This window comes from Pseudomonas artemisiae (assembly GCF_057128685.1).
This window is the reverse complement of record NZ_JBSKHS010000007.1, coordinates 148298-174563: the sequence shown is the minus strand read 5'-3', so window position 1 is coordinate 174563 and position 26266 is coordinate 148298. Positions and strand designations below refer to the sequence as shown.

Annotated in this window: 25 protein-coding genes; 17 read left to right on the top strand and 8 right to left on the bottom strand. The window is 60.0% G+C overall.

What is annotated here, in order from left to right; all coding sequences use genetic code 11:
• Window positions 1-90: 90 nt before the first annotated feature.
• The 4 genes from ACWKV4_RS10915 to ACWKV4_RS10900 form a co-directional block, all read right to left on the bottom strand.
• Window positions 91-4653: a hemagglutinin repeat-containing protein gene (locus ACWKV4_RS10915; protein ID WP_483832090.1), complete on the bottom strand. Its 4563-nt coding sequence runs from the start codon at window positions 4651-4653 to the stop codon at window positions 91-93.
• 19 nt (window positions 4654-4672) lie between these two features.
• Complete coding sequence (locus ACWKV4_RS10910) at window positions 4673-6373, bottom strand: ShlB/FhaC/HecB family hemolysin secretion/activation protein (RefSeq protein WP_483832089.1); 1701 nt, start codon at window positions 6371-6373, stop codon at window positions 4673-4675.
• A gap of 114 nt (window positions 6374-6487) precedes the next feature.
• A complete protein-coding gene (locus tag ACWKV4_RS10905; RefSeq protein WP_483832088.1) occupies window positions 6488-7036 on the bottom strand; it encodes a L,D-transpeptidase family protein in 549 nt (182 codons plus the stop codon).
• A gap of 20 nt (window positions 7037-7056) precedes the next feature.
• The gene (locus ACWKV4_RS10900) at window positions 7057-7617 is read right to left on the bottom strand and encodes an NUDIX hydrolase (protein WP_483832087.1); all 561 of its coding nucleotides are present in this window, start codon (window positions 7615-7617) and stop codon (window positions 7057-7059) included.
• 106 nt (window positions 7618-7723) lie between these two features.
• Here ACWKV4_RS10900 and ACWKV4_RS10895 point away from each other — a divergent pair, with 106 nt between their 5' ends.
• The 3 genes from ACWKV4_RS10895 (at window position 7724) to purT (ending at window position 9827) form a co-directional block, all read left to right on the top strand.
• Window positions 7724-8323, top strand: coding sequence for a CoA pyrophosphatase (locus ACWKV4_RS10895; protein WP_483832086.1), 600 nt, complete (start codon window positions 7724-7726; stop codon window positions 8321-8323).
• A gap of 16 nt (window positions 8324-8339) precedes the next feature.
• Window positions 8340-8546 (top strand): DUF1289 domain-containing protein, encoded by a 207-nt coding sequence (locus ACWKV4_RS10890; RefSeq protein ID WP_483832085.1) that lies wholly within the window; start codon window positions 8340-8342, stop codon window positions 8544-8546.
• Between the two features lie 99 nt (window positions 8547-8645).
• Window positions 8646-9827 carry a formate-dependent phosphoribosylglycinamide formyltransferase gene (purT, locus tag ACWKV4_RS10885; protein ID WP_483832084.1) on the top strand — a complete coding sequence of 394 codons (1182 nt, stop codon included), beginning with the start codon at window positions 8646-8648 and terminating at the stop codon, window positions 9825-9827.
• A gap of 60 nt (window positions 9828-9887) precedes the next feature.
• Here purT and ACWKV4_RS10880 read toward each other — a convergent pair whose 3' ends face one another.
• The 3 genes from ACWKV4_RS10880 to ACWKV4_RS10870 all read right to left on the bottom strand — a co-directional run bounded on the left by ACWKV4_RS10880 (window position 9888) and on the right by ACWKV4_RS10870 (window position 13451).
• Window positions 9888-11195, bottom strand: coding sequence for an MFS transporter (locus ACWKV4_RS10880; RefSeq protein WP_483832083.1), 1308 nt, complete (start codon window positions 11193-11195; stop codon window positions 9888-9890).
• Between the two features lie 225 nt (window positions 11196-11420).
• Entirely contained in the window at window positions 11421-12632 is a 1212-nt protein-coding gene (locus ACWKV4_RS10875) for a transporter associated domain-containing protein (RefSeq protein WP_483832127.1), read from the bottom strand.
• Window positions 12633-12638: 6 nt separating this feature from the next.
• Complete coding sequence (locus ACWKV4_RS10870) at window positions 12639-13451, bottom strand: cytochrome C assembly family protein (RefSeq protein WP_483832082.1); 813 nt, start codon at window positions 13449-13451, stop codon at window positions 12639-12641.
• Window positions 13452-13641: 190 nt separating this feature from the next.
• Here ACWKV4_RS10870 and ffh point away from each other — a divergent pair, with 190 nt between their 5' ends.
• The 7 genes from ffh (at window position 13642) to ACWKV4_RS10835 (ending at window position 19231) form a co-directional block, all read left to right on the top strand.
• A complete protein-coding gene (ffh, locus tag ACWKV4_RS10865; protein ID WP_483832081.1) occupies window positions 13642-15015 on the top strand; it encodes a signal recognition particle protein in 1374 nt (457 codons plus the stop codon).
• A 307-nt stretch (window positions 15016-15322) separates the two neighbouring features.
• Window positions 15323-15580 carry a 30S ribosomal protein S16 gene (gene rpsP / locus ACWKV4_RS10860; protein WP_483832080.1) on the top strand — a complete coding sequence of 86 codons (258 nt, stop codon included), beginning with the start codon at window positions 15323-15325 and terminating at the stop codon, window positions 15578-15580.
• Between the two features lie 5 nt (window positions 15581-15585).
• Window positions 15586-16122, top strand: coding sequence for a ribosome maturation factor RimM (rimM, locus tag ACWKV4_RS10855; protein WP_483832079.1), 537 nt, complete (start codon window positions 15586-15588; stop codon window positions 16120-16122).
• Window positions 16123-16125: 3 nt separating this feature from the next.
• Window positions 16126-16878, top strand: coding sequence for a tRNA (guanosine(37)-N1)-methyltransferase TrmD (gene trmD, locus ACWKV4_RS10850; protein ID WP_483832078.1), 753 nt, complete (start codon window positions 16126-16128; stop codon window positions 16876-16878).
• Window positions 16879-16919: 41 nt separating this feature from the next.
• The gene (gene rplS, locus ACWKV4_RS10845; RefSeq protein WP_483832077.1) at window positions 16920-17270 is read left to right on the top strand and encodes a 50S ribosomal protein L19; all 351 of its coding nucleotides are present in this window, start codon (window positions 16920-16922) and stop codon (window positions 17268-17270) included.
• A 661-nt stretch (window positions 17271-17931) separates the two neighbouring features.
• Window positions 17932-18303, top strand: coding sequence for a site-specific integrase (locus tag ACWKV4_RS10840; RefSeq protein WP_483832126.1), 372 nt, complete (start codon window positions 17932-17934; stop codon window positions 18301-18303).
• A 106-nt stretch (window positions 18304-18409) separates the two neighbouring features.
• Window positions 18410-19231 carry a putidacin L1 family lectin-like bacteriocin gene (locus ACWKV4_RS10835; RefSeq protein ID WP_483832076.1) on the top strand — a complete coding sequence of 274 codons (822 nt, stop codon included), beginning with the start codon at window positions 18410-18412 and terminating at the stop codon, window positions 19229-19231.
• A 35-nt stretch (window positions 19232-19266) separates the two neighbouring features.
• On the opposite strand, the gene ACWKV4_RS10830 is transcribed toward ACWKV4_RS10835, so the two are convergent.
• Window positions 19267-19593 (bottom strand): YceK/YidQ family lipoprotein, encoded by a 327-nt coding sequence (locus ACWKV4_RS10830; RefSeq protein ID WP_483832075.1) that lies wholly within the window; start codon window positions 19591-19593, stop codon window positions 19267-19269.
• A 141-nt stretch (window positions 19594-19734) separates the two neighbouring features.
• On the opposite strand from ACWKV4_RS10830, the gene xerD reads away from it, so the two are divergent.
• The 7 genes from xerD to ACWKV4_RS10795 all read left to right on the top strand — a co-directional run bounded on the left by xerD (window position 19735) and on the right by ACWKV4_RS10795 (window position 26227).
• Complete coding sequence (gene xerD / locus ACWKV4_RS10825) at window positions 19735-20631, top strand: site-specific tyrosine recombinase XerD (RefSeq protein WP_483832074.1); 897 nt, start codon at window positions 19735-19737, stop codon at window positions 20629-20631.
• Between the two features lie 143 nt (window positions 20632-20774).
• Window positions 20775-21503, top strand: coding sequence for a bifunctional protein-disulfide isomerase/oxidoreductase DsbC (dsbC, locus tag ACWKV4_RS10820; protein ID WP_483832073.1), 729 nt, complete (start codon window positions 20775-20777; stop codon window positions 21501-21503).
• Window positions 21504-21587: 84 nt separating this feature from the next.
• Window positions 21588-22892, top strand: coding sequence for a homoserine dehydrogenase (locus tag ACWKV4_RS10815; RefSeq protein WP_483832072.1), 1305 nt, complete (start codon window positions 21588-21590; stop codon window positions 22890-22892).
• Window positions 22893-23077: 185 nt separating this feature from the next.
• Window positions 23078-24487 (top strand): threonine synthase, encoded by a 1410-nt coding sequence (thrC, locus tag ACWKV4_RS10810; RefSeq protein WP_483832071.1) that lies wholly within the window; start codon window positions 23078-23080, stop codon window positions 24485-24487.
• A gap of 183 nt (window positions 24488-24670) precedes the next feature.
• Window positions 24671-25069, top strand: a complete 399-nt coding sequence (locus ACWKV4_RS10805; RefSeq protein WP_483832070.1) for a response regulator — start codon at window positions 24671-24673, stop codon at window positions 25067-25069.
• A 117-nt stretch (window positions 25070-25186) separates the two neighbouring features.
• Window positions 25187-25477 (top strand): DUF3509 domain-containing protein, encoded by a 291-nt coding sequence (locus ACWKV4_RS10800; protein WP_483832069.1) that lies wholly within the window; start codon window positions 25187-25189, stop codon window positions 25475-25477.
• Between the two features lie 207 nt (window positions 25478-25684).
• Window positions 25685-26227 carry a YaeQ family protein gene (locus ACWKV4_RS10795; RefSeq protein ID WP_483832068.1) on the top strand — a complete coding sequence of 181 codons (543 nt, stop codon included), beginning with the start codon at window positions 25685-25687 and terminating at the stop codon, window positions 26225-26227.
• Window positions 26228-26266 lie beyond the last annotated feature (39 nt).

Here is a 26266-nt window from a genome sequence, read left to right as displayed (position 1 = left end):
GCATGCAGGAGCGAGCGCCAGCTCGCGAAGGTGCTCGACTCGTGCTGCTGCGAAACCTCTTTCGCCAGCTTCGCTGGCGCCTACCTGTGTTTAGCGGCGCTCCTCCACGGTGGCGTTCAGGGTGTGTTGTTTATCGTGCCCGCCTGTCCGAATCACCCCCAGATTGCCGTGTTCATCGGCCCTGGCTTGTTCACTGCGGCGAGCGGTGAGCTCATTGACTACGTTGGTTAGCAGCTCAGCCGGGCCGGCCGCGGCATTGATGCTGACGTCAGCGCGGTAGTCCTGGCCAAAGAGGTTGGTCAGTTGTACCTCGCTTCCTCCCAACTGCACCTTGCCCTGGGTAGCGCGCAGTTTGGCCCCGATCAGCTGTGTATCGCCGGCCACGCTTAGGTCGATACCCTCGCGTGCGCTCAAGACAGCGGAGTTGGCCACCTGGTTACGCTGTTCGTTGACCACATCCAGCAATAGAGTTGGGCTGATTTTTTGGTCAAGTGCTTGAACCGGCTTGCCGACTTTTTCCTTCACTTTGTCCGCCAGCGGCCCGGTCACCGCGCTCAAGCCGTTGAGCAGGCCCTGCGGGTTATGCTCTTTGCCAAAGCGGGCGTCGGCGGTAACCTGGGTCGAGCTTACGTCGTCTTGCAGGCTACGCACGACCAAGTTACCGCCGATGGTGCCGCTCACGGTGTTAGCCGCGACCGTTGCGCCATCCAGGCGAGTGTCCATGGCCGACGTTAGCTCAAGGCTCTTGAGGCGAATGTCTGCATTGGTGTGGGTGATGCTGTCTACTTTATCCACCTCTACCTTGGCGCGTGCATACAGGGCCGAGGCGTCTTCGTCCTTATTCAGGCCTTTGCTACCATTTACCCCTGCGCCCGCGGTAATGCGTACATTGTCTTTATGCGCCTCGCTACGGGCCGCCTCCAGGTGGATACCCCCGTTGGGGGCGTCGAGCCGCAGGCTTTCGCCGGCCAGTTGCGTACCTTCCAGGCGCACGGCCTTGGTGTTGTGAGCATCGGCCTTAACGGTAAGCTGGCGCACTTCAAGGGCTGCGCCTTGGCGGCTTTCCGAGTGTTCGTTGACCCGGCCAATGTCGATATGGCCGCCAATGGCACCGCCCTTGCGCTGGGCATTAGCGGCGGGGTCGGCGCTCAACCCCAGTTGCAGGGCGCCACCCAGTTGCTGCCCCTCCGCATGATGGGTATCTCTCGTGGCGGTAAGCTCAGCGCTGCCACCGGCCTGAATGTCGAACCCTTCGGTCTTCTGCTTGCCATTGTTGATGGTCACGCCTTGCAGCTCAACGTCACCGGCGCCCTTTACCGAACCCGTGGCGGCCTTGATGCTGCCACCTACCCCTTGAGTATCGGTGACAGTGAGGGTGTTATGGTCCAGCGCACCCATCAATAGCCCGCTCTTGCCCGCGGGCCCGGTGCCGACCTTGAGCAGGCCATAGCCATTGGTGGTGGAGTGCTCTTTGTGTTGGCGGTTTTCGGCTTGGCGCATGTTCAGGTCGCCCTCACCATGGGTTTGGAGCGCGCCTTCACCGGCGTCGAACACCGTTCCTTCATAGGTGCCGTCCGCTCCCAATTGCACGGCAAGGCCTTGCTTGCCGTACAGGCTGCCAGGTACAGCAGTAGTGCTATCGGCCAGGGTGCGTTGCGAGGCACCATTAGCGTTCAAGCGCACATTCACATCGTGCCCGGTAGTGGTATCCACCCGCAGCCCGCCATCGGCGTCGATCCGGGTAAGGTGCTCTTGGCGGCGCTCATGGGCGGCGGCGTGCTCGTGGCTATGCGCCTCGATGGTGGTTTTGCCTTCACTGGCGCTGTAGCGAGTGCCTTCGTCGTATAGGCCGCTTTCGGCTTTGGTCTGCACCTGCGCGCCTTGCAGCTCAGTCACCTGGGGCCGTTCAATGCGCAGGCCTTCAGCCCGCTTTACGTACGTCACAGTTCCGTCCGCGCCGAGAGAGGGCGGCACCAGGGCGTCTTCTACGCCAGGCTGCTGGAAGCGGGCCTGTTCTTTCCCCTCGATCGCCTTCTTGATGGGGTTGACCAGGTCTTTCCATTCAACGCTAGCGCCCAGTTCTCCCTCCCACCCCGTGCGTTGCGTTTGCCTATCGTCCACTTCGGCCACTGCCTCTCGGTGGATGTGCTGGGCGGTTTCAGTGACAGTGCCTTTGGCCTTTATCAACGCGCCTTTGTTATCAATGCGCTCGTCGACAACGAGGTTGATATCGCCTTCGGCTTCAAGCGATGCAAGCGCCAGGGGGGTGCCTTCGGTTTTCTCGCGCTCGCTCTGATGACTGCCCTTGAAAGCACTGCCTACGCGCTCGGCACCGCCGCTGACCTTCAGCGTGCCCTTGCTGGTGGAGGTGGTAGTCTCTTCCAAGGTATGCCCCTTCACCGAGGCAATGGTCACTTCTCTGGCATTAACGTTTAGATCGCCCCCAGTAGACGCAACGGCCGAACCCGACACCTCCAGATGATCGGCGGTGAGTGTGTTGGTAGCGCCGATGACTTGGGAGGCTTGGTGTTGCGTGGTTTGGCTAGCCTGGGTTTGAGTTTTGCGCTGGTAACCCACTTCACTGTAATACTGATTGGAGCCACTTCTGCCGTCTTCGGCCGTACGGGTTTCCCCGGCGTCGGCGATCAGGGCGCGTTGGTCGGTGGCCGAGGTTTCGTTCAACTGGTCGGTTGCCGAGAGGATTTGCAGCCTGCCTTTGGCATCAAGCTGGTTATGGCCAGCGGCGCTCACACGCGAGCCCTCGATAAGAATGTCGGTGGCGCTGGCTACCTTGTTGTCCGCCTCGCTGCTTAGGGTCGATTTCAAGGCCTGTTTACTGTGGCGATTGCGGCTGCCCTTGGTGCCGAGCAGGCCACCCAGTTGGGTATCGCTGGTGCGCTCGCGCACGTGCTTCACATCGGTCACGCTCTCGATGACCACTGCGCCTTTTTCTCCAACAGTAAGGGTGCCCTGGGCGCCTTTTACCTGGCTGCCTTGAATAAGCACATCATCGGACACCATCACCACTTTGCCCGCGGCCTTCACATCACTGCCCTGGTGGCGGGTGCCGGTTTCTTCGCGCTGGCCACGGCTGCCGGAAAACGCACCGCTGACCAAGTCGCCCCGATAGCCCTCCTGGCTGTCGCTGTAATGCAGCGGCTGAGCATCGATCTCGATGGATTGGCCACGGATAGTCAGGTCACCGCTGCTGACGAGCTGGCTACCACGCACCAGCGCCTTATCCCCGGCGTTGAGGCTGACCGTGCCTGCGGTCAGGGTTGAAGGGGTGGCGGTCTGCTCCATGCGCTGTTCGCGCTTATCCCCCCGCCATAGGTGCTTGCGGTGATGGGTTTCTTTGTCTTCGACGGCATGCTCTACGCCCGCCTCAATGCTTAGATCATGCCCTGCTTTAAGGTCGAGCCTGTGCTGGGCATCCACGTCAGTGGCGCTGAGCTTAAGGTTCCGGCCCGCGCTCAGCTCTGCGCTGCCCATGGTGGTCAGGGTGTTGCCCTCCACGCGCGAGCGGGTGGCCTTGGTGGTTTGTGTGTAGGTTTCGGTCGTAATAAACCAGGCGTTCTTGTTCCAGGCCTCCCGGCGCTCTTCGAGTCTTTCTCGGGTTGCGGCATCCAGGGTCAAGTCGCGACCGGCGTGGGCGCGCAGCTCACGCCCAGCCAGGCGGCTACCGGTAATGCTGATGTCTCGTCGGGCGTTAAGGTCAAGTTTGCCTTGCACAGCGGCCAACACTGTGCGGCCTTGCTCGCCTTCACGCCCCACCAGCAGATCACCGGCAGCGTCGACGCTCACCCCTTGGGTGCCGTTGACCTCAGGGCCCGCCAGGCGAATACCGGCGCCTTCACGGGTACTGACCAAGCGGATACGGCCTGCGCGCATGGCGCCCAACGCATTAAGGTCGATGCCCGGTGCTTCGCCTGGCGCCTGGCGGGTTTCCAGGAGGCGCAGATCGTCTGCGGTGACCCGGTTGCGCCCCGCAATGCCGGTAAGGGTGGCGCCTGCGTGGAGTTGGCCCTGGCTGTCGATGCGCGGCGCGATCAAATCCACCGCCGCAGCCGTATTCAGGCCCGCGCCACTGATGTGCAAGCTCCCTGGGGCGGCGAAGGTATTGAGGCCTGTGAGGCGGCCATCTTGCAGTTCGGGCGTGCCTACCAAGAACACGGCCCGAGGCGTGTTGATAAAGCCCACCCCTTGAATATGAATGCCGTTAGGGTTAGCCAGCACATAATCGGCAGCCTGACCGAAGACCTCTTGTGTACCCAGCACGTTGGACGGCAACTGGCCTACTACCTCGTTCAGGATGCTGGTGGCGGCATGGCCGTTGAATTGCGGGTTGGCCCCCAGCGCCCCGGCTAACACGGAACTGCCCGGCGCCACGGCGTTGTTCAACACCAACCCCTGCACCGGCACGTTGTAGTCGCTGAATTGGTTGTGGGACAGGCCATGGGCATTGGGTGCGCCGATGGCGACCACCGGCACGCCATTGTGCTCGCTGACCACAGCAGTGCCGCCTGGGCCCGGCACCGGCACCAGGCCATTGCCCAAGACGAGTATGGGTTGCAGTAGCAGGGCGCCGGCAATGGACCAACGTAGCGGGTCGGGACGCAGGCGAAACAAGGGAGAACCTTTGGTTTTTTTCATTGGGTTTCTCGGGTGGGGGTTAAAACTGCACTTGCATCGCCAGGCGCCAATAGCCTGGCTCGGCAGCCAGGTCACGGCGGTAAAGGCTGCGCTGGTAGTGAATAGAAACGCCGCCGTGGGCATGGCTTAGGCTTGCCCCCAGCGAGGCGCCTAGCAGCCGGGCGCCTGGTGTTCTGCCGTGCCCATCGGCCCAGCCGGCATCCAGGCCCACGCTGGGCGTAAGCTGCAGGGCAGGGGTGAGCGCCCAGGGCAGGTAGAGGGTGTTTTGCCAGGCAGCACCCCTGCTGCTGTCAGCGCCGGCGCTGCGAAACCCCCGTACTTGAGTGCCGCCGGCCAAGGCCAGGGTGTCCAATGAAGGCAGGTAGTGGTCGCTGTACTGGCCCTGTATGGCGTTGACCAGGGTCCAGTGCAGCCCTGCCCACTGATAGGTGGCGGTGCGCGACAGGCTGGCTCGCCACTTGCCATAGCGGGCAGTTTGGGCGCCCGGTTGCTTGACGGGCCTGCCATCGTTGCCACTCCAACCGCCCAGCCCACGGGCATAGCCCAAGTAGCCCGTCCAGGTGGCGTCACTCAGCCATAGCGCGTTCAATCCCATTTCCAGGCTGTGGTATCGGGGGCTTTGCACCCCTAGGCGCTGGCCCTGCAAACGGCCCTCGGCGCGTTTGTCGTCCAGGCGCCAGGTGGCGCTGAGGAGCCGGTGTTGGTCCCGCCACAGGGCACGCTCCAGGGAGTAGCTAAATACGCTGCTGCTACCACTAAAAGCCAAAGGCGCGGCCTGGCCCTGGGGGCGTATGCGGTAACGAAAGTGGTTCGCGCTCACGGCAACGCTCCAGGGCCCATAGGGCACGCTGTAATACAGGCTCAGCGCTTCGTTGCCCGCGCCGTGACGCGCTTGGGCGGCATTGGCATAGAGGCTCAGCATGTCGTTGTGCTGGAACGGGTTATCCAGGCTTAGGCTCAGGTTCGCCCGGTCGCGCCCGGTGCTCAGGCTGCCGTTGTTATCCCAGCCGACCGCTGACTGCCAGCGTTTGGGGCGGCTAAGGGCCCGCAGCACAATGCGTGAGCCACCCGGCAAGGCGCCCGGCACGATGTCGGCGACCAGGTCCACCGAACGCAGGCGGTTGAGCTGGTCCAGGCCCTGCTCAAGCTGACGCAACCGCAGGGGCTTACCCAGCATGCGCGGGAAGGCCGCGCTCAGGCTGATGGGCAGGTTTTCTTCCGCCAGCTCGATGGCCTCAACGAAGCCTTCTTCCACGGCCAATTGCAGGGGCTGGCCATCCTGCGGGGGCGCCAGCAGTAAGGGCCGGCTGGCCACATAACCCGCGGTTGCGTACACCTGGGTGATCGTGGCCAACAAACGGTTGATTTGCCCCGGCGACAGGCAAGGGCTAAGGTGGGGCTGCACCGCTTGGCGCAGCGCTGCGCTGGGCATTACCTGGTTGCCCGTGAGGCTGATACCGCTCAGGTACCAGCAAGGGGCGTCGGGGCTTGGGCTGGGTGGCGGCACCGGCCTGGGCGGCGGCGCCGGGGCAGGTTCACGGCGCAACTGCCGTTGCCGTTGTTCCTGTTCAAGGTGTTGCCGATGTTCTTCAGCTTCCTGCAAAAATTGCCGAGGCGCGGCGGGCAAGGGGAGGGAGGGCAAGGTAGGTTGGCCCTGCGCGAACGCCGAGGGTAGCCAAGTTGTCAAGGCGACAACCAAAGGGATATAAATACGAGCCATAAAACCATCCGAATGAATGGTTTTACGTTATCCAATTTTGAAGGGGTAGTTGCGTCAGTCGCATCCTATAGCCTTGCAGGATGCGTTAGATAACCTTGCAAGAAAAGTCTCGTGCTATGGCCGAATTTCGATCAGTGTGCCGTCCTTGACGAGTTTCCACACCTCTTGCATATCCGCGTTGTTTAAGGCGATGCAGCCATCGGTCCAGTCCAGGGATTGGAAATACCACTCCGGGTAGTCCTCGTTGACCGGTGTGCCGTGGATCATGATCATACCGCCAGGCTCCACCCCTGCAGTGCGCGCGTTATTGGCATCCCGTGTATTGGGGTAGGACAGGTGCAGGGCCAGGTTGTAGCGGTCGCTGACCTTGCGCCAGTCCACCCAGTACAGCCCCTCGGGCGTACGTTTGTCGCCTTCGCGTTCCTTGGGGCCACGGGGCTGCTTGCCCAGGGATACGCGGTAGGTTTTCAGGGGTACCCCATGGCTGAGCAGTTGCAACTGGCGGGCGGATTTGATCACCAGCAGTTTATCCACCGGCGCATCGGGTGCCAAAGGCACCATGGCGACCGGGGCGTTCACGGGCCGCGGGACGATGGTCTGGGTAAAGCTGGCATTGGCCGCGCAGGCAAAGAACAGCCCAGCAATGGCAAACAGCATACGCATCGACGAATACAACTCCAGGCTTATCCGGCTAGTGGTGAAGGCGGGGCGGCCATGGGCGGCAAGGCCTCGTTACGCACCGGGAAGCTGCCCTCCCGGCGGTCATTTAGCCAGCATTCTAAAGTACGGGCCACGGTGCGAAAAGCCAGCTCCGACCAGGGTATGTCTTTTTCGCTGAACAGCTGTACGTCCAGGCTTTCTACCCCAGAGGCGAAGTTCAAGTCGGCCAGCTCGGCGCGGAAGAACACATGCACCTGATTAATGTGCGGTACATCCAGCACGGTATACAGGCTCAGATTGTTCAGGCGCGCGCAGGCTTCTTCTTCGGTTTCCCGCACGGCGGCCTGCTGCACGGTCTCGCCGTTTTCCATAAAGCCGGCAGGGAGGGTCCAAAAACCCTTGCGTGGTTCGATGGCCCGGCGGCACAGCAGCACCTGGTCGCCCCACACCGGCACGGTACCTGCCACGATGTTTGGATTCTGGTAGTGCACCGTGCCACAGGCGGAGCACACATAGCGGGGGCGCGAGTCCCCCGCAGGAATCAATTTGGAGACGGCATGGCCGCAGCGGCTGCAAAAATTCATCAAGGCCTCGTTACGCGCGCGCCATCATCAGGCGGCTGCATTTTTGGGTTGGGCAATACGCGCCTTTGTAGCATGATGGAGGGCAGGCAACGTAGCGGGGAAGACCATGCTCGAGGAGTTATTGCGGCGTATTGGCAATCATGTTCCACGCACGCTGGAAACCGACAGGCGCTTCCCCGAAGCCGCGGTGCTGGTGCCTATCACGCGAACCGACAGCCCAGAGCTGATTCTTACGTTGCGAGCCAAGGGGCTGTCTACCCACGGCGGCGAAGTGGCCTTCCCCGGCGGGCGCCGTGACCTGGAAGACCCTGACCTGACCTTCACTGCCCTGCGCGAGGCCGAGGAGGAAATCGGCCTGCCGCCGGGCATGGTGGAAGTGGTCGGCCCGTTAAGCCCGTTGATTTCCGTGCATGGCCTGAAGGTCACGCCTATCGTCGGCATCATCCCGGATTTCGTCGAGTACCGCCCAAACGATGCGGAAATCGCTGCGGTGTTTTCCGTGCCGCTGGCGTTCTTTCGCGAGCCGCCCCAGGAGCATACTCATCGGGTCGATGACTGGGGGCGTGAATGGTTCGTGCCCTGCTACAGGTACGACAACTATAAGATATGGGGGCTCACCGCGATCATGATCGTGGAGCTGGTCAACCTGCTCTACGACACCGGTATCACCTTCGACCGCCCCTCGGTGCCGGTGCGCCTGTCATGATCCCCTGCGAGGCCTTATGAATCACCCCTCTGGCGTGGATGCCCAGCGCCCGGTGCGCTCGCCCTGCGTCAACATCTGTGCGCTGGATGACCAAGACCTGTGCCTCGGCTGCCAGCGCACCGGTGACGAAATCACCCGTTGGGGCCGCATGAACAATGACGAGCGACGCCAGGTCATTGCCCTGGCCGAGGCCCGTGCCAGGGCCCAAGGGTTGATGCGCTGACGCTGGGCCCTCGGCCTTTGTTGTTGGCTTGAGGTAGAATGCGCGCCTTCGAAGGGCCGCGCCCCGGCCACCCTTGCTCATTGACCTTAAGGACCTGACATGACCCGTATCGGAACCCCGCTGTCGCCGACGGCCACCCGTGTATTGCTCTGCGGCTCGGGAGAGCTGGGCAAAGAGGTGGCGATCGAGTTGCAGCGCCTGGGCGTGGAGGTGATCGCCGTGGATCGCTACCCCAATGCCCCGGCCATGCAGGTCGCGCACCGCAGCCATGTGATCAACATGCTGGACGGTGCCGCGCTGCGGGCGGTGATCGAAACTGAGAAGCCGCACTACATCGTGCCGGAAATCGAGGCCATCGCCACCGCTACCCTGGTAGAGCTGGAAAACGAAGGTTTCACGGTCATCCCCACCGCGCGTGCCGCCCAATTGACCATGAACCGCGAGGGCATTCGCCGCCTGGCCGCCGAAGAGCTGGGCCTGCCCACCTCGCCCTATCGCTTCGCCGACACCGAGCAGGACTACCGCGCGGCGGTGCAGGTGCTGGGCTTCCCTTGCGTGGTCAAGCCGGTGATGAGTTCGTCGGGTAAAGGCCAAAGCTTGCTCAAGAGCGAAGCCGATGTGCAACGGGCATGGGAGTACGCCCAGGAAGGCGGTCGGGCGGGCAAAGGCCGCGTGATCGTCGAAGGCTTTATTGATTTCGACTACGAAATCACCCTGCTTACCGTGCGCCACGCCGATGGCACCACCTTCTGTGAACCGGTCGGTCATCGTCAGGAAAAGGGCGATTACCAAGAATCCTGGCAACCTCAGGCCATGAGCCAGAAGGCGCTAGAGGCCTCCCAGGCCGTAGCCCACGCGGTAACCGAAGCCTTGGGTGGCCGTGGCATGTTCGGGGTTGAGCTGTTTATCAAGGGTGATCAGGTGTGGTTCAGCGAAGTGTCGCCGCGCCCCCATGACACTGGCCTGGTGACGCTGATCTCCCAGGACCTTTCCCAGTTCGCACTGCACGCCCGCGCCATCCTTGGCTTGCCAGTACCTGTTATTCGCCAGTTTGGCCCTTCGGCTTCGGCGGTGGTATTGGTAGAGGGTGCCTCCGAGCACACCGCGTTCGCCAACCTGGGCGCCGCGCTTAGCGAGACGGATACTGCCTTACGGCTATTTGGCAAGCCAGAGGTCAACGGTCAGCGGCGCATGGGCGTAGCCTTGGCGCGGAGTGAGTCCATCGAAGCCGCCCGTGCCAAGGCCACCCGCGCTGCCCAGGCGATCACGGTAGAGCTGTAGCTAAATACTTAGTAACTTCAGGCTTGGGCCGGGCACTGCTCGGCCCCACTGCGTGGTGATTTAAAGGGTGCTGTTGCGGGTTTCCTTCAGGCACAGCACCGCTGCCAGGCTGATCAGCGCAGCCCCCGACACATACCCCCCGACCCAGCTCAGCCCACCCATGGCAACCAGTTTCTGGGCGAAGAAGGGCGCCGCCGACGCGCCTACGATGCCGCCGATGTTGTACGCGGCAGATGCTCCGGTGTAGCGCACGCGGGTAGGGAACAGCTCAGGGAGCAGGGCACCCATGGGCGCGAAGGTCGCCCCCATCAGCAGTAGCTCCAGGCTCAGGAATACCACCACGCCCGTGGTGGAGCCCTGGGTAAGCAGTGGCTCCATGGCAAACCCGGAAAGCAGCGCCAATACCCCACTGGTCAACAGCACAGGCTTGCGCCCGTAGCGGTCACTGAGCCAGGCCGACACCGGGGTAGCCGCGGCCATGAACAACACTGCAAAGCACAGCATGGCCAAAAAGCCTTGGCGGCTGTAGCCCAGGGTGGATACCCCGTAGCTCAAGGAAAACACAGTGGAGATATAAAACAGTGCGTAGCACACCACCATGGCCGCCGCGCCCAGCAGCATCGGCCGCCAGTGGTGGCCGAACACCTCCACCACCGGTGCCCGGGCGGTCTCATGGCGCGCCAGGGCTGCGGCGAACACGGGCGTTTCCACCAGTTTCAGGCGCACGTACAGGCCGATCACCACCAAGCCTGCGCTGAGCAGGAAGGGCAGCCGCCACCCCCAGCTACGAAATTGCTGGTCGTCCAGGCCCAGGGCCAAGCCCAGGAACAGCCCGTTGGCGACTAGAAAGCCAATGGACGGGCCCAGTTGAGGGAACATGCCGAACCAGCCTCGCTTGCTGTTGGGGGCGTTTTCCGTCGCCAGCAAGGCCGCGCCACCCCACTCACCGCCCAGCCCCAGGCCCTGACCAAAGCGCAACAGGCACAGCAAGGCCGGTGCCCATAGGCCAATCTGGTCATGGCCCGGCAATACGCCGATCAGTGTGGTGCACACGCCCATCAGTAACAGCGAAGCGACCAAGGTGGCCTTACGCCCCACTCGATCGCCGAAGTGCCCGAACAGGGCCGACCCTAACGGCCGCGCTAAAAAGGCAATGCCGAAGGTCAGGAACGCCGACAGCATCTGCGCCGTGCCGGAGCTTTGGGGAAAGAACACCGGACCGATCACCAAGGCCGCAGCCGTGGCGTACACATAGAAGTCATAGAACTCGATCGCGGTGCCGATAAAGCTGGCCGTGGCTACGCGGGCGGGGGAGTTGGCCGGGGGCGCCAGCGGCGACACGTCGGCCGCGAGTGGAATAGAGGTCATGGTGGTCTCGACAGTCATGGGCCATGGGCGGCAGGGCCGCGCTGGCGGATTATTGTAGTACGTGCGAAAGACTGCCCTGGGTGGGGGCGGAGCCGGTGAACCGGGGGTGTGGATTCACAGGCTGGTGGCGGGCCGGGTAGGGCGGAGCGGGTGGCACCGGCTTCGGCAGGCTGGGTAAGCCAGCGTCAGTATAGGAAGCGTTGGCGGTGTTGGGCAATGCGCGGCTTAAGCGGCTGGCTCGACTGGCACATGCTGCCAAGCCAATAGGCGCTTCACACGGTTTTCCTCGGTTTCGAGAATTTCCAGGCGATAGCGGCCGATTTTCAAGCACACCGCCCGGGCCGGAATGGACTCTAGCGCTTCGGTTACCAGGCCGTTGAGGGTTTTGGGGCCGTCGCTGGGCAAGTGCCAGCCCAGCACTTTATTTAAGTCGCGCAGGCTGGCCGCGCCGTCGAGGATGTAGCGGCCATCGGCTTGAGGGAATACATGGGGGTGACTATGGGTGTTCTCGCTTTCGAACTCACCCACGATTTCTTCGAGGATGTCTTCGAGCGTAACCAGGCCAAGCACCTCGCCGTACTCGTCCACCACCATGCCCAAGCGGCGCTGCTGCTTATGAAAGTTCAGCAGTTGCGTGTGCAAAGGCGTGCTTTCTGGAATGAAATACGCCTCGTAACAGGCGGCCATAAGCGCGTCCAGGGTCAGGCCGCGGCTGGGCAGCAAATGGCTGATTTGCCGAGTGTTGACCACGTTGTCCACTTGGTTGATATCGCCACGGAACACCGGCAAGCGGGTATGGCGGCTGACCATGAGTTGGTCGATGATCATCTCGATAGGGTCGTTCAGGTCCAGCCCGTCCACTTCGTGGCGCGGAACCAGAATATCGTTCACGGTCATCCGTTCCAGCCCCAGGATGCCGGTGGCTACCCCTTGCTTGGCGGCTCGCGCATCGCCGCTTTCACCCTCGCGCTCAAGGTGGAGTGGCATCTGAGCCTGACGCCCTGCGGTGCTGGGGGCTGCTATGCCCAGGCTCGAAGGCCGATTGAACAGCTTTTGTTGTAGCCGGGCCGTAGGCGCCGCTAGCCGCGTGGGTAGCCATAGCAGGGCGCCGCTGTTCTGGAAGCGAGCAGGTTGGCGCTGGGCCAGTAGCTTTGGCAGGGCGCTCGTTAGCAGCCCAATTGCCAGCCCCGCTAGTACCGCCGCCATGGCTGCGCCTGCCGCGCCGTAGGCCTGCACGCCCAACAGCACTGCCAGGCTCACGATCACTACATGAAAGCCCAAACGAGCCTGGGCCAGGGCGGACTGTTGCGCATCGGTACCACGTCGGCCTCGGCCCTGCTGGGCCAGGCGAGCATGGTCGTAGGCGGTAAGCGCGCCGCACCATAACAGTGCCAAGCCGATGACGCCGACCGCGGGTGCCACGGAGATTGCCATGATGGCGCCTTAAATATGCAGGATGTATTCGCGGACCAGCTTACTGCCAAAGTAAGCCAGCATCAGCAGCACGAAGCCCGAAAGCGTCCAGCGTATGGCCACATGGCCGCGCCAGCCGAGGCGGTTACGCCCTATCAGCAACACGCTGAACACTATCCACGCCAGGCAACTGAGCAGCGTCTTGTGCACCAGGTGTTGGGCGAACATATTCTCTAGAAACACCCAGCCGGAGATCAACGACAGCGACAACAGCACCCAGCCCGCCCAGAGGAAGCCGAACAGAAGGCTTTCCATGGTTTGCAGGGGCGGGAAGGCGCGGATTGGCCCTAAAGGATGCTTGTGCTTGAGCTGGTAGTCTTGCAGCAGCACCAGCAGGGCCTGGAAAGCGGCAATGGTAAACACGCCGTAGGCCAGGATGGACAACAGAATGTGGATCAGTATGCCGGGCTCGTCATCGATGCGTGGCACGGTGCCAGAGGGTACGAACTGCGCCACCAGGGTGGTGATGACGCCCAAGGGGTAGAGCAGCACCAGCAAGTTCTCGACCGGCAGCGACGCGCAGGCCAATAGCGTAAGGGCAATGACCGCGGCGGCGACCAAGCTGGCGGCTGTAATGAAGTCCAGGTTAAGCCCGGTAAGCGCAAGCATCTGCGACGAAAGCGCCAGGGCATGCAGCAGCACGGCTGCCACGCCCCCGCCGCACAGGATGCGTTTGTCGGCGGTGGCCCCGCGTGCCAGCCGGGTGCCGTGGTACACCGTTACGCCTGCGTAGATCAGGGCCGAGGCGATGCTTGGAAGCAAACTGGAGGGCAAGGGGAACATAGGTCCTGATTAACGGCTATTAAAGGGGCGAGTGTGGCATAGAACGTTTGCCGGGATAAAGCAGCTACGCGTGGCCTGTGTCGGCGCGGCCAACTTCTCGCTATAATCGCCGGTCTTCCCTTGCCCGTGGCCAGAACACAGCGGCAGGCCGCACGCCACTTCGGTTCGAACGAGCCTGTAAGGAACGCCCATGTTTGAAAATCTTTCCGATCGTCTTTCCCAGACCCTACGCCATGTCACCGGCAAGGCCAAGCTGACCGAAGACAACATCAAAGACACCCTGCGCGAAGTGCGCATGGCCCTGCTCGAGGCCGACGTGGCCCTTCCAGTGGTCAAGGATTTCGTCAACGCCATCAAAGAGCGCGCGGTGGGCACCGAGGTGTCGCGCAGCCTTACCCCAGGCCAGGCGTTCGTGAAAATCGTGCGCGCCGAGCTCGAAAGTGTAATGGGCGCGGCCAACGAAGACCTGATGCTCAACGTGGCGCCCCCCGCCGTGGTGCTGATGGCCGGCCTGCAGGGCGCGGGCAAAACCACCACTGCCGCCAAGCTGGCGCGCTTTCTCAAGGAGCGTAAAAAGAAGTCGGTGATGGTGGTGTCCGCGGACGTGTACCGCCCCGCGGCCATCAAGCAACTTGAAACCCTGGCCCACGAAGTGGGCGTGACCTTCTTCCCCTCCGATATCAGCCAGAAGCCGGTCGCCATCGCCGAGGCCGCCATCCGTGAGGCCAAGCTCAAGTTCATTGATGTGGTCATCCTCGACACCGCCGGCCGCTTGCACATCGACGCCGACATGATGGGCGAGATCCAGGCGCTGCACGCGGCGGTCAAGCCAGTTGAAACCCTGTTCGTGGTCGACGCCATGACCGGCCAGGACGCGGCCAATACCGCCAAGGCCTTTGGCGACGCCCTACCGTTGACCGGTGTGGTGCTCACCAAGGTGGACGGTGACGCCCGTGGCGGTGCCGCGCTGTCGGTGCGCTCTATCACTGGCAAGCCGATCAAGTTCATCGGTATGGGGGAAAAGACCGAAGCGCTGGAGCCCTTCCACCCAGACCGCATCGCGTCTCGCATTCTGGGCATGGGCGACGTGCTCAGCCTGATCGAGCAGGCCGAGCAAAACCTGGACCGCGACAAGGCCGACAAGCTCGCCAAGAAGCTCAAAAAGGGCAAGGGCTTCGACCTGGAAGACTTCCGCGACCAGTTGCTGCAAATGAAAACCATGGGTGGCTTGGGCAGCCTGATGGAAAAGCTTCCCAATATCGGCGGGGTGAACCTGTCACAGATGGGCAATGCCCAAGGCGCGGCCGAGAAGCAGTTCAAGCAGATGGAGGCGATCATCAACTCCATGACCCCCGGCGAGCGCCGTGACCCTGACCTGATCAGCGGTTCGCGCAAGCGCCGTATCGCGCTGGGTTCCGGCACTCAGGTGCAAGACGTGGGGCGCTTGATCAAGCAGCACAAGCAAATGCAGAAAATGATGAAGAAATTCTCCGCCAAGGGCGGCATGGCCAAGATGATGCGCGGGCTGGGGGGGATGATGCCGGGTGGCATGCCTCGCCTGTAAAAGGCGTTGAAAACTACCTGCGTTGCCGATACTTCGTTAAAAACAGGCGAAAAATGCTCATTTACAACACGTAAACTGCGCTTTTTCGCCTGTTTTTGCCTCGCCTCGCCTGCCTCGCCTACGTTTTCAATCGCCTTTTATGCCCACTTAAAAAAAGCCAGACCTCGTGCTGAAATGACCTTCGTGGCGCTTGGGAAAAAGAGGTTTGCAAAAAACCCTGCATTCCTTGAGAATATGCGGCCTTTCGGGCACCCGTGCCCGCTGTGCCTTACAGATTTGCAGCACCGACAACAGGAACGATGTTCATATGGTAACCATCCGTCTTGCCCGTGGCGGCTCTAAAAAGCGCCCGTTTTACCACCTCACCGTGACCGACAGCCGCAATGCGCGCGACGGTCGTTTCAACGAGCGTGTTGGCTTCTTCAACCCGATCGCTAGCGGTGGCGAAGTTCGCCTGTCCGTCAACCAGGAGCGCGTAAGCTACTGGCTGTCCCAGGGCGCACAGCCGTCTGAGCGCGTTGCTCAGTTGCTGAAGGACGCTGCCAAGGCTGCGGTAGCCGCCTGAGCAGTATGAACGCAACGCCAAACTCCGCGGATGACCTCATTGTCATCGGCAAGATTGTTTCGGTACACGGCGTTCGTGGTGAAGTGAAGGTGTATTCCTTTACCGATCCGATTGAAAACCTGCTGCAGTACACAACCTGGTTGCTTCGGCACGACGGTAAAACCCGGCAGGTAGAGATGATCAGTGGCCGTTCTCAGAACAAGGTACTGGTCGCGAAGTTGAAAGGTCTTGATGATCGCGAAGAGGCTCGCCTCTTGGCCGGTTACGAGATTTGCATCGCGCGCAGCCTGCTGCCCGACCTTACCGACGGCGATTACTACTGGTATCAGCTGGAGGGTTTACAGGTCACCAATGGCGAAGGGCAACTGTTGGGCAAGGTTGATCACCTGCTCGAAACCGGCGCTAACGATGTGATGGTGGTAAAACCCTGCGCGGGTAGCCTGGATGATCGCGAGCGGCTGTTGCCCTATACGGACGACTGCGTGCAAGCCATCGACCTGGAAGCCGGCACCATGCAGGTTGAATGGGACGCGGACTTCTAGGCCATGGCGAGCCTGCGCATAGACGTCATCACGCTGTTCCCCGAGATGTTTTCGGCCATCAGTGAATACGGCATTACCAGCCGCGCGGTAAAGCAGGGGTTGCTTAGCCTCACCTGTTGGAACCCGCGGGCCTACACTTCGGACCGTCACCACACAGTGGATGATCGCCCGTTTGGCGGTGGGCCAGGAATGGTAATGAAGATCAAGCCACTGGAAGATGCCCTGGCTGATGCCAGGCAGGCAACCGGAGGCACGGCGAAGGTGATTTATCTTTCGCCACAAGGCCGACGCCTGGATCAGGCGGCGGTGAAAGTACTGGCGGAGGAAGAGTCCTTGATTCTCATCGCCGGGCGTTATGAAGGCATCGATGAGCGCTTTATTGAAGCGCATGTGGATGAAGAGTGGTCGGTTGGCGATTACGTGTTGTCCGGTGGCGAGTTGCCGGCCATGGTGCTGATCGATGCGGTTACCCGTTTGCTGCCTGGAGCTTTAGGGCATGCGGGCTCGGCGGAGGAAGATTCCTTCACCGATGGCTTGCTGGATTGCCCGCACTACACCCGACCTGAGGTGTATGCGGAACGGCGTGTACCCGACGTGTTGCTTAGCGGCAACCACGCACACATCCGGCGCTGGCGTTTGCAGCAGTCCCTTGGTCGGACCTACGAACGACGTGCCGATCTTCTGGAAAGTCGCTCACTTTCTGGAGAAGAGCAAAAGCTGCTGGCGGAATACCTCCGTGAGCGGAACGATAGTTAACGTATCGATGGCAAACCAACCCTTTGCCTTAGGAGCACAGCATGACCAACAAGATCATCCTTCAGCTCGAAGCCGAGCAGATGACCAAGGAAATCCCAACCTTCGCGCCTGGCGACACCGTTGTCGTTCAAGTGAAGGTAAAGGAAGGCGAGCGTACCCGCTTGCAGGCCTTCGAGGGTGTTGTCATCGGCAAGCGTAACCGTGGCATCAACAGCGCATTCACCGTTCGTAAAATCTCTAACGGTGTTGGCGTTGAGCGTACCTTCCAGACCTACAGCCCTCAGATCGACAGCCTGGCCGTGAAACGTCGTGGTGACGTGCGTAAAGCCAAGCTGTACTACCTGCGCGAGCTGTCCGGCAAGGCCGCCCGCATCAAGGAAAAACTGTCCTGATAGCGGCTTGAGCTTAAGCTCCCCGAAAACCCCGGCCCTCGTGCCGGGGTTTTCTGTTTCTGGGGCAGGATGATATTCGCACCGTAGATCCCGTCTTGATGCTCATCGAAGACGCGGAATTTGCTGTAGGTAGGCGCCAGCAAAGCGGCCGAACAGTAAGCCATTGGTTGCCTGTGTTGTAATCTTCGCGAGCTTGCACTCGCTCCCATCAAACAAAATCTAAGCCATTTATTTTAAAGGTTTAGAAATCACGCCGCTTTAACCTGCTCTATGCCCAGTTGCCGAGCCTTGCGAGCAAGGCGCGGACGTGTCGGACCTATTCGCCAGCTTCGCTGGCCACAGCCTGACCTGCGCGCTTGTCCAACCTTCGGGCGCGGTTCAGGGTGTAGGAGCGAGCGATAGCTCGCGAAGGCTGCACCGCGAGGGTAGCTATCAGGCGTCATACACCCCAGTTTGCTGTGTGATAGCGCAGCGTCTTAGCGGCGGGACGGCTTCTACAGGCCATAGGTGCCGCCATAGCGGCAGGCGCGCGCCACGGTGGCGTGACCAGACTCAATACGGTGGTGCGACCGGTCTCCAGCAAGCTAGGCTCCTACGAGAAAGAGTGGCACCTGTATATACCGTTTTGCCCGTCTCTCACGAAAGCCCCGTGTTTAAAGCTATACGTCTTGTAGCAGCCGGCCTTAGCCGCTACCACGCCTTGATCGACCAATTCCTCGACGCCCTTTGGCTTGAAAAAGGTCTGTCTAAAAATAGCCGCAGCGCCTACTGCAGCGACTTAGCGTATTTCAATGGGTGGCTGGAGGAGGTCGTAAGTCTTATTCACTGTAGGTCATCTGGCGTGTTTACCTGCTGTAGAACAGGTGCTCTAGGAGCGTGCCAGCTATGGAAGCATCCTGGACGAACTCAAGCTCATGCGCTAATTCCCTTGTCTAACGTTTGCCGCGTAAAACCCTGGACGCTTTTGATGAGTCGAGAATCAACAGTCTTATGGTTTTCGATGCATGGTGGCTTCAAAAAGCAAAATTGGTGAGCGACTGCCCAAGGAAATATTTCGGCCATAGAAAAATAATTAATTAAGTTAAATCAATAATCTGACTGATGAAAAATATCTGTGCACTTTCTTATGAGGAATGTATATGGACGAGTATACCGTGTTTGGTGGTTCAGGCGGCCCAATATTACCAGCTATGAACAGGATGTCTGTTGGGCAATATCTACAGTCACCATCCGGGCAATACCAGCTTTTGCTTCAAGAAGATTCAAATTTTGTCCTGCGGGATAATGGTAATGTGATATGGATAGCTAATGATAGTCAGCGCTATAGTCGCTATTATAAAATAAAAAGATATGACCACCCTGCAGTAATTATGCGAGAGTACTTAGAGGTGCATCAGCCTCATCAGAAGCGATACTGGAGCGCTGTTGGTTATAGTACGCACGGAAATAATCACAAGGCGGGCGCGCAGCGAGTTTTTGCTGTATTACAAGATGACGGAAATCTAGTCTTGGTTGATAGAATTCCTTTGTGGAGTTTTAATAAATCAATTTGGGAATTCTCTGCGGTGAAAGTAGGATATCGCTTCGATTCGGGGGAATTGCTTGAGATTGGTAAGGAATACGTCACAGATGGGGCAAAGCTAGTATTTCAGTCAGATGGAGAACTCGTAGCTTTCAGCTCGAGTGGAAATCGGCTTTGGGGAAGCGGAACTCAAGGAAAGGGAGCCAATGCAGCTGCAATGCAACCGGATGGTAATTTTGTGATTAGCGCCAATGGCAATGTCTTATGGACAACCAATACCGCAGGAAATCCTGGAGCTTATGCCCAGTTTCAAAGCAACGGAAATTTTTCAGTGGCTATTGAGCGGCCTGTCTGGGCCAGATTTGGGCTCCGACAAGCACCCAAGCGAAAAGTAAAAGTATGGGGTCCATGGAGTTATACCGTATTTAAGTTCAATTAATTTCTAGAAGGGCATCCTGGGAGGATGCCCCTTTTTTATTTTGACTTATCTAGTTCGTTAGCTCCAATATTGATTTGAAGGATTGCTGTGTAAGGAATTATAATGGTGTCTGCTATTGCGGAAAAAGCCATATCTAGTATCGTAGACTCTAGGGTTGGATTCCACCCGGCCAGATTGGTCGGGCTGGCATTAAGTACGCACCAGTTATAGGTGATGCCGCTATATATGCGAGGGATCCTATTGCATTTTGTTTTTCTAAGTGTCAGGGTGCTAGATATCTTTGCATCATCTTCGAAGTTAGTTTTAATTGTGCCGCAGCCTTGCAATATAAAAATCATAAGGGGTATTAGTATTTTTTTCATTTTAGCCTCCTATAAAGCAGGAGATTATCCTAAAATTATTCCGTCGTTAGTTGTCAGAAATTGCAACAAGCTGCTTCTGATGACGAAGGGGTTCCATGATTTCAAAGACGATGCTAAGGTTATTTTTTGTGTACTGTTGCCATGCCCGCTATCGACCACGCCTTGATCGACCAATTCCTCGACGCCCTTTGGCTTGAAAAAGGCCTGTCTGAAAACAGCCGCAGTGCGTACCGCAGCGACTTGGCGCATTTCAATGGCTGGTTGGTGGAGCGGGCGGTAGAGTTGCCAGCGGCGGGGCGGGACGTGTTGCTCGATTACCTGGCCTGGCGGGTGGATAACCAGTACAAGCCACGCTCCACGGCGCGTTTTCTGTCTGGCGCTCGCGGGTTTTACCGTTACCTGCTGCGTGAGGGGATTATCCCGGTAGACCCTACGCTGCTGGTAGAGCTGCCTAACCTGGGCAAACCCTTGCCCAAAAGTTTGTCTGAAACGGACGTGGACGCCTTGCTAGCCGCGCCCGACCTGAGCGAAGCCTTGGGCCAGCGAGACCGTGCCATGTTGGAGGTGCTGTACGCCTGCGGCCTGCGGGTCACCGAGTTGGTAAGCCTGACCCTGGACCAGCTCAACCTGCGCCAAGGGGTGGTGCGGGTGATGGGTAAAGGCAGCAAGGAGCGTTTGGTGCCCATGGGGGAGGTGGCGATCAACTGGCTGGAACGTTACCTGCGCGATGGCCGCGCCGAGCTATTGAATGGCCGCCCAAGTGATGTAGTGTTCCCTAGCCAACGGGGCGATATGATGACCCGGCAGACCTTCTGGCATCGGATCAAGCAACACGCACTGCGCGCCGGCATCAATAAGGCACTGTCGCCCCATACGCTACGCCATGCCTTCGCCACCCATCTGCTCAACCACGGCGCGGACCTGCGCTCCGTGCAATTACTGCTAGGCCACGCGGACCTGTCCACCACTCAGATCTACACCCATGTGGCCAAGGCGCGGCTACAGGAACTGCATGCTCGCCATCATCCAAGGGGTTGAGTGCTTTCGTACAGTTAGTGGCCGCTCGCGCAGTCGGCCCCGCGTGCCTTATGTGGTAGGCTTGCGCGTTAGTTGTGCCCAACCAGGGCGCCTGTAACCGTCAGGCGCCTGTGGGCCGTTCGTCCGTCGCCCCAGGAGTTTTCATGCGCGTGACACGCCTTTTTGCCGCCGCCGCGTTGGCGCTGGCCAGTACCTTCGCTATGGCCGATGACGCCGAGCAAGCCATTCGCAAAACCCTCGATAGCTTGCAGTTGGACGTGCCCATCGAGGCGGTGTCCAGCAGCCCCCTCAACGGCCTGTATGAAGTACGTCTCAAGGGTGGCCGCGTGCTGTACGCCAGCGCCGATGGTCAGTTCGTGATGCAGGGCTACCTGTACCAGATGCAAGGTGGCAAGCCGGTCAACCTTACGGAAAAAACCGAGCGCGCAGCCATCGCCAAAACCGTCAATGCCATCCCTGCTGGCGAGATGGTGGTGTTCCCGGCCCAAGGCCAGGCCAAGGCGCATATCACCGTCTTTACCGACACCACCTGCCCTTATTGCCAGAAGCTTCATGCCGAGGTGCCTGAGCTCAACCGCCAGGGCATCGAAGTGCGTTACCTGGCCTTCCCGCGTCAGGGCCTGGGCTCCGAAGGCGACCAGCAATTGCAGGCTGCCTGGTGTGCCTCTGATCGCCGCGCGGCGCTGAACAAGCTGATCGAGGGCAAGTCCGTGGACGCCGCCAAGTGCGCCAATCCGGTGAGCAAGCAATTCGCCTTGGGCCAGAGCATCGGCGTTAGCGGCACCCCTGCCATCGTGCTGCAAGACGGCCAGGTGATCCCCGGTTACCAGCCCGCGGCCCAGGTCGCCAAGGTAGCCCTGGCGGCGCAGTGACAGGTTGTAAAACACACAGGCCGCGGTAATCGCGGTGCTATTTGCGGCTGGCGGCAACGCCTGCCGTTTCATGGGGAGTCAAGAGTGAAACCGGTCAAAGTAGGCATCTGTGGGTTAGGTACCGTCGGTGGCGGCACCTTCAATGTACTTCAGCGCAACGCCGAGGAGATTGCCCGCCGTGCCGGGCGCGGAATCGAAGTTGCGCAGATTGCGATGCGTTCGCCAAACCCTCAGTGCCAGATTACCGGTACCTCCATTACCCAAGACGTGTTCGAGGTTGCCACCAACCCGGACATCGACATCGTTATCGAATTGATCGGTGGCTACACCGTGGCCCGCGAACTGGTGCTCAAGGCCATCGACAATGGCAAGCACGTGGTGACCGCCAACAAGGCGTTGATCGCCGTGCATGGCAACGAAATTTTTGCCAAGGCGCGAGAAAAGGGCGTGATCGTGGCCTTCGAGGCGGCGGTAGCCGGTGGCATTCCGGTGATCAAGGCCATTCGCGAAGGGCTGTCGGCCAACCGTATCAACTGGGTCGCCGGTATCATAAACGGCACCGGCAACTTCATTCTTACTGAAATGCGCGAGAAGGGCAGGGCGTTCCCCGATGTGCTGGCCGAGGCCCAGGCACTGGGGTATGCCGAGGCAGACCCAACCTTCGACGTGGAAGGCATAGACGCGGCCCATAAGCTGACCATCCTGGCGTCCATCGCCTTTGGCATCCCCTTGCAGTTCGACAAGGCCTATACCGAAGGGATCTCCAAGCTCACCACCGCTGACGTGAATTATGCCGAAGCCCTGGGCTACCGCATCAAGCACTTGGGCGTTGCGCGCAGTACCGCCAGTGGTATCGAGTTGCGGGTGCACCCCACCCTGATCCCGGCGGACCGTTTGATCGCCAATGTGAACGGCGTGATGAACGCGGTAATGGTCAACGGCGATGCGGTTGGGTCTACCCTGTTCTATGGCGCGGGCGCGGGCATGGAGCCCACGGCCTCTTCGGTGGTGGCAGATGTAGTGGACGTGGTCCGCGCCATGACCTCCGACCCGGAGAACCGCGTGCCTCATCTGGCGTTCCAGCCCGATTCGCTATCGGCGCACCCTATCTTGCCAATCGATGCCTGCGAAAGCGCCTACTACCTGCGCATCCAGGCCAAGGATCACCCAGGCGTATTGGCCCAGGTGGCAAGCATTCTGTCGGCCCGAGGTATCAACATCGAGTCGATCATGCAAAAAGAAGCCGAAGAACACGACGGCCTGGTGCCGATGATTCTGCTCACCCACAAGGTGGTGGAAAAACGCATCGATGATGCCATTACAGCCCTGGAAGCCCTTGAAGATGTAGTGGGTAGCGTGGTCCGTATCCGCGTTGAACACCTGGCTTGAAGCGACGCAGCTTCAAGCCACAAGCCTCAAACGGCAAGTAGAAGCAGCCTGTGCAGGCCCCTCGCTTGCCGTTCTGACATAAACCCAGCGGCATAGGCACGCCGCAAGTTACTAGACAGCGCCGACCGCTTTCTCTTATAGCTTGCCGCGTGCAGCCTGCCGCTCAAACCCAAAGGTTTGCCCAAATGCGCTACATCAGTACTCGCGGCCAGGCCCCCGCGCTCGATTTTGAAGACGTGTTGCTCACCGGCCTTGCCAGCGACGGCGGCCTGTACGTGCCCGAGAACCTGCCACGCTTTACCCAAGAAGAAATCGCTTCCTGGGTGGGGCTGCCGTATCACGAGTTGGCCTTCCGGGTGATGCGCCCATTCGTGGCGGGCTCGATCGCAGACGCGGACTTCAAGCAAATTTTGCAAGATACCTACGCCACCTTCGCCCATTCGGCAGTCGCGCCGCTGCGCCAATTGAAGGGTAATGAGTGGGTGCTGGAGCTGTTCCACGGCCCCACCCTGGCGTTCAAGGACTTCGCCCTGCAACTGCTCGGCCGTCTGCTTGATCACGTGCTAGCCAAGCGTGGCGAGCGTGTGGTGATCATGGGGGCAACCAGCGGCGACACCGGCTCGGCGGCCATCGAAGGCTGCAAGCATTGCGAGAACGTGGACATTTTCATTCTGCACCCCCACCAGCGGGTGTCAGAGGTGCAGCGCCGGCAGATGACCACGCTGTTCGGCGATAACATCCATAACCTGGCAGTGGAAGGCAACTTCGATGACTGTCAGGAAATGGTCAAAGAGAGCTTCGCTGACCAGGCGTTCCTCAAAGGCACTCGACTGGTTGCGGTGAACTCCATCAACTGGGCGCGGATCATGGCCCAGATCGTTTACTACTTCCATGCCTCGCTGCAGCTGGGCGGCCCGCTGCGCTCGGTTGCCTTCTCGGTGCCTACCGGCAACTTCGGCGATATTTTCGCGGGTTACCTGGCGCGCAACATGGGCTTGCCCATCAGCCAATTGATCGTGGCCACCAACCGTAACGACATTCTTCACCGCTTTATGAGCGGCAACCAATACGTGAAAGAAGCGCTGCACGCGACCTTGTCGCCGTCCATGGATATCATGGTGTCGTCCAATTTCGAGCGGCTGCTGTTCGACCTTCACGGCCGCAACGGCACCGCCATTGCGCAGTTGATGTCCAGCTTTAAGCTAGGTGGCGGCTTCAGCGTCGAAGAAGAACGTTGGACCGAGGCGCGCCGCTTGTTCGATTCCCTGGCGGTCAGTGACGAGCAAACCTGCGAAACCATCGCCGAGGTGTTCGCCAGCACCGGTGAAGTGCTGGACCCTCACACTGCCATTGGCGTGCGGGCCGCACGGGAATGTCGCCGCAGCCTAGACATTCCCATGGTGATCCTGGGAACCGCTCACCCGGTGAAGTTCCCTGACGCCGTGGAGAAGGCCGGCGTAGGCAAAGCCTTGTATTTGCCCATGCACCTGGAAAACCTCTTCCAGCGCGAAGAGCGTTGCACCGTATTGCCCAATGACATTGCCGCGGTGCAGGCCTTCGTTAGCGCTCATGGGAACCGTGGCAAACCTTTGTAATACGCGGCAGTTCTTGTTCGCGAGCTGATGCTCGCGCCTACAAAGGCGGGTTTGTAGGAAAATTCTCGTAAGCCCTTACGGAGTGCGGCGAATTTTCCTGCAGAACTTTCAGACTTATCTCATTCACCTTTGGGTATGCCTTCCTTAAGGTGGCGGTCCTTTTCTCTATAACCGGAGGCCGCCATGCGTTCGCTTAAGGTTCTTGTGGTCGAGCAGCATCCCGCCAGGCTCCTCCAGCTGCACCAGATGCTCAATGCCTGTGGTGTTTACGGTGTTCGAGTGGCCGAGGATTGTCAGGCGGCGCGTTTAAGTCTTGGGCAGCAGGGGCGTGCGGATATCGTCATCTTTGGCAGCCAATCCACATCCGCCCTGGTATTTCTCGACAGCCTGGCTGAAACCACCACCACGGCCCTTATCATCCAACAGTGCACCGAGTCCGCGGAAACTGCGGCAGCCCTGCGCCGCGCGCGCCAAGCAGGGCTTGTGGTGCTGGGCGTGCTGCCCTTGGGCGAGGCCACTTGCCCGTTGCACAGCATGCTAAAACGCTTCATCAGCTTGTGCGCCGAGCCGCTTATCGCCTGAAGCGCTTTGAAGCGTTCCGTTACGTTTGCCTGACCTATGTACTGCGAACTTTTGTCGCAGCACATAGGTCAGTTATTGGCACTGAACTGAATTATTGGGTCAATAAGGGTGATCGAGATGGAAAACATCAGCTTGTTGCTAAGTGATGCGCTGGCGCCGTACGACGTTAGCCTAGCTCCGTCGGATCTCCATGGGCGGTTGCGTTTGACAGTGACCAGCCAGGCGGGCGCGGTAATCCTGAAACGTGACGTGAACCCGTCGCAGTTGGCGGATAAGCGTGCGCTTACCGACGTGGTCGACGGCCTGCACCGCGATCTGCTGATCGCCGAAGGGCGCTTGGAGCCTAGCATGATCGCCGCCCTGCGCGTCGCCAGCGCCGGTAACCAATTTGCGATTGAGATGCGTTAAATCGGGAACCTTCCCTAGACCCTGTCCTCTTATTTTACAAGGACGCTTGAATGGCATTGTGCTCCGGTGCCATTCAGTCGTTCGGTGGCCCTGAGGGGTCATGTTTGCCCCGGCCGGCCTCCCCACCGGCCGGGGTTTCTTTTGCCTGCATGGTTACCAGCAGCGCGCATCGGGTAAACTGGCGCTCCCTCGTTACTTGAGCTCGTCATGGCCCAGCCGTCCACCACTTATAAGTTCGAACTCAACCTGACCGACCTGGATCGGGGTGTTTACGAAAACATCAAGCAAACCATTGCCCGTCACCCGTCCGAAACCGAAGAGCGCATGGCCGTGCGCCTGCTGGCCTATGCCCTTTGGTACAACGAACAGCTAAGTTTCGGCCGAGGGCTGTCCGATGTAGACGAGCCGGCCTTGTGGGAAAAAAGCCTGGATGACCGGGTACTGCACTGGATCGAAGTTGGCCAGCCTGACCTGGAGCGCCTGACCTGGTGCTCGCGCCGTACCGAACGCACCAGCCTACTGGCCTATGGCAGCCTGCGGGTGTGGCAGGGCAAGGTAGTGGATGCCGCTAAACCCCTGCGCAACGTAAATATTGCCGCGGTACCCCAGGAGGTATTGGATGTGATCGCCACCGACATGCCACGGGTGATCAAATGGGATGTGATGATCAGCGAAGGCACGCTGTTCGTAACCGATGATCGGGGCCAGCATGAAGTGCAACTGGAATGGTTGCTGGGTGACCGCGGGTAGGGCAAGGTGGCCCACCTGTAACCTGCCGTGCCCCGCCGA

Bases quoted from the DNA above. Each gene is read 5' to 3' on its own strand.
- ACWKV4_RS10835 (WP_483832076.1), top strand. From the start codon at position 18,410: ATGGACGAGTATACCGTGTTTGGTGGTTCAGGCGGCCCAATATTACCA.
- ACWKV4_RS10915 (WP_483832090.1), bottom strand. From the start codon at position 4,653: ATGAAAAAAACCAAAGGTTCTCCCTTGTTTCGCCTGCGTCCCGACCCG.
- ACWKV4_RS10880 (WP_483832083.1), bottom strand. From the start codon at position 11,195: ATGACCTCTATTCCACTCGCGGCCGACGTGTCGCCGCTGGCGCCCCCG.
- ACWKV4_RS10895 (WP_483832086.1), top strand. From the start codon at position 7,724: ATGCTCGAGGAGTTATTGCGGCGTATTGGCAATCATGTTCCACGCACG.
- ACWKV4_RS10795 (WP_483832068.1), top strand. From the start codon at position 25,685: ATGGCCCAGCCGTCCACCACTTATAAGTTCGAACTCAACCTGACCGAC.
- ACWKV4_RS10905 (WP_483832088.1), bottom strand. From the start codon at position 7,036: ATGCGTATGCTGTTTGCCATTGCTGGGCTGTTCTTTGCCTGCGCGGCC.
- ACWKV4_RS10830 (WP_483832075.1), bottom strand. From the start codon at position 19,593: ATGAAAAAAATACTAATACCCCTTATGATTTTTATATTGCAAGGCTGC.
- ACWKV4_RS10870 (WP_483832082.1), bottom strand. From the start codon at position 13,451: ATGTTCCCCTTGCCCTCCAGTTTGCTTCCAAGCATCGCCTCGGCCCTG.
- trmD (WP_483832078.1), top strand. From the start codon at position 16,126: ATGGCGAGCCTGCGCATAGACGTCATCACGCTGTTCCCCGAGATGTTT.
- xerD (WP_483832074.1), top strand. From the start codon at position 19,735: ATGCCCGCTATCGACCACGCCTTGATCGACCAATTCCTCGACGCCCTT.
- ACWKV4_RS10800 (WP_483832069.1), top strand. From the start codon at position 25,187: ATGGAAAACATCAGCTTGTTGCTAAGTGATGCGCTGGCGCCGTACGAC.
- ffh (WP_483832081.1), top strand. From the start codon at position 13,642: ATGTTTGAAAATCTTTCCGATCGTCTTTCCCAGACCCTACGCCATGTC.
- rpsP (WP_483832080.1), top strand. From the start codon at position 15,323: ATGGTAACCATCCGTCTTGCCCGTGGCGGCTCTAAAAAGCGCCCGTTT.
- ACWKV4_RS10910 (WP_483832089.1), bottom strand. From the start codon at position 6,373: ATGGCTCGTATTTATATCCCTTTGGTTGTCGCCTTGACAACTTGGCTA.
- purT (WP_483832084.1), top strand. From the start codon at position 8,646: ATGACCCGTATCGGAACCCCGCTGTCGCCGACGGCCACCCGTGTATTG.
- dsbC (WP_483832073.1), top strand. From the start codon at position 20,775: ATGCGCGTGACACGCCTTTTTGCCGCCGCCGCGTTGGCGCTGGCCAGT.
- ACWKV4_RS10805 (WP_483832070.1), top strand. From the start codon at position 24,671: ATGCGTTCGCTTAAGGTTCTTGTGGTCGAGCAGCATCCCGCCAGGCTC.
- ACWKV4_RS10890 (WP_483832085.1), top strand. From the start codon at position 8,340: ATGAATCACCCCTCTGGCGTGGATGCCCAGCGCCCGGTGCGCTCGCCC.
- rimM (WP_483832079.1), top strand. From the start codon at position 15,586: ATGAACGCAACGCCAAACTCCGCGGATGACCTCATTGTCATCGGCAAG.
- ACWKV4_RS10900 (WP_483832087.1), bottom strand. From the start codon at position 7,617: ATGAATTTTTGCAGCCGCTGCGGCCATGCCGTCTCCAAATTGATTCCT.
- thrC (WP_483832071.1), top strand. From the start codon at position 23,078: ATGCGCTACATCAGTACTCGCGGCCAGGCCCCCGCGCTCGATTTTGAA.
- rplS (WP_483832077.1), top strand. From the start codon at position 16,920: ATGACCAACAAGATCATCCTTCAGCTCGAAGCCGAGCAGATGACCAAG.